Source organism: Actinocorallia lasiicapitis, from assembly GCF_054778695.1.
Genome location: NZ_BAAGZI010000654.1, coordinates 1 through 1,844 on the forward strand (window position 1 = coordinate 1; position 1,844 = coordinate 1,844).

2 protein-coding genes and 1 pseudogene are annotated in these 1,844 nt (G+C 73.4%); 2 read left to right on the plus strand and 1 reads right to left on the minus strand.

The window, feature by feature from the left end; all coding sequences use genetic code 11:
• On the plus strand, positions 1-723 hold a 723-nt coding region (locus tag ACYVE7_RS33405; protein ID WP_460370493.1), incomplete at its 5' end, for a hypothetical protein.
• A 139-nt stretch (positions 724-862) separates the two neighbouring features.
• Here the strand turns inward: ACYVE7_RS33405 and ACYVE7_RS33410 are convergent.
• Positions 863-1,561 (minus strand): hypothetical protein, encoded by a 699-nt coding sequence (locus ACYVE7_RS33410; RefSeq protein WP_460370495.1) that lies wholly within the window; start codon positions 1,559-1,561, stop codon positions 863-865.
• A gap of 79 nt (positions 1,562-1,640) precedes the next feature.
• On the opposite strand from ACYVE7_RS33410, the pseudogene ACYVE7_RS33415 reads away from it, so the two are divergent.
• Positions 1,641-1,844 (plus strand): annotated as a pseudogene (locus ACYVE7_RS33415) (biotin--[acetyl-CoA-carboxylase] ligase); the annotation flags it as partial.

Sequence of the window (1,844 nt, forward strand, 5' to 3'; positions counted from 1 at the left end):
ACCCTCGCCCTCACCACCCTCGCGCCCGCCCTTGCCACGGCGGCCCGCCCGCTCGCCCTCGCGCCCGACCCGGGCGACGCCGAGCCGATCGAGACACCGGTTCAGCAGGGGCTTTCGGTGCGGCTGGACGCGGACGGGGCGGTCGAGGAGTACGCCGAGCCGCCGCAGGGGTTCACGCGGGAGCGCCTGGTGGACGGTCAGGGGCGTCCGGCCGGGCTCCCCTTCAACGAGGGGCGGCGGGGCGCGGGCCTCGGCGTCTGGGCGGTGTCGGTGAAGACACTGGACTCGCGGGAGATCGCGCAGCCGCGCCGGGAACTCGTCAGGGGCGGGATCGGGGTGCTGGGGATCTCAGCCACGGACGAGGGCGGCGGCGAGACGGGCCGGGCCCGCGTCCTGGTCGGCAAACCGGTCGAAGCCCACGAAATGGTCGTCGTGACGCTCACCGCCGACGTCAAGCACCTTCTGGGCCGCCCCCTGGAACGAGCGGTCCTCCAGCTCGCTCAGCGACACGTCCACACCTGGGCGTTCACCCCGGACCGCCCCGAGACCGCCGGCTGGTCCGCCCGCCTCCTCCAGCGCATCGCCGACATCATCCTCATCGACCCCGCCTCCGGCTTCACCACCTGGATCACCGTTCCCCCGGCCACCCGAACCCCCCACTGCCTCCTGTTCGGCAACCTGACCTCCGGCACCTTCCACCTCCGCCACCCCATCCCCCACTGACCGCTCAGCGGCCGCGAGGCAGGCGGGCCCGCCCGGTCACCGCTCTGGCCGACCGGGGGAGGTGGGCACCCCGTGCGGGGCGACCTGCCTTCGCCGGGCCGAGCGGGTCTGGGTGTTCTGCGTGAGTGGCGGCGTGTGGTCAGCGGGTGAGGGTGTAGGTGACTTCGCCCTGGGTGGAGGTGAGGTGGAGGGGGCCGAGGGTGAGGTGGGCGGAGTCGGCGGTGGAGAGGGCGGCGACGAGGGCGGCCAGCTCGGGGGGTTTGGCGGTGATGGCGTCGGACAGCCAGGTGGTGAGGGGGGCGGGGGCGCGGCCGGACAGGGCGTAGTGGGTGTGGAGGGGGCGGTCGGGGTCGGTGGTCTGGCTGACGATGGTCAGGCCGGCGGCCTCGGCCAGGCGGTAGAAGACGTCGGAGAGGACGGGGGCGACGTCGGGGTCCGTGGTGTGGAGCTCCGCGGGGATCGAGGAGCGGGCGGCCTTGGTGAGAGTGGCGAGCTGGGTCTCGGTCGTCGCTGCGGTGGATTTGAGGGCTTTGAGGGTTTTCGCCTGGGCGCCCAGGGCGGGGGCCGTCGCGGTGGCCCAGTCCTCCAGCCGGGTGACGTTGCCGGCGAGGGCCGTCAGGGACGTCTGGGCGCGGCGCGTGTCCGTGGTGACGGCGTCCAGGTCGGCGCGGAGCGTGGTGGTGGCGCCCGTCAGGCGGCGCTCCGCGGACTGCGAGGTCGCCAGGGCGCCGCGGAGGGCCGTGACCTCCTCGGTGACTGCTTTGAGCTTCAAATAGAGCCAGCCGAATGACGGGACGGCGAGCACGATCAGCAGGGTCAGAACGATCAGCGGGCCCATGGAGTCGACAGTAGCGAGAGTGACGGGCGACGTCAGGTGTGGTGAAGGAAGTGTCGTACCGGTGAGGTTGGATGGAGGGATGACGGGACGCTATTCGGATCTTGGGCGGCCGCCGCTGGGCGAGCGGGGGCTGGAGCGCGCGCTGGTGCGGGAGGACGGCCTCTGGCGGCGGATCGAGGTCGTCGCCGAGACGGGCTCGACCAACGCCGATCTGGCGGCCGCCGCGAAGCTCGGCGCGCCCGAGGGCACGGTGCTCGTCGCCGAGGAGCAGACCGCGGGACGG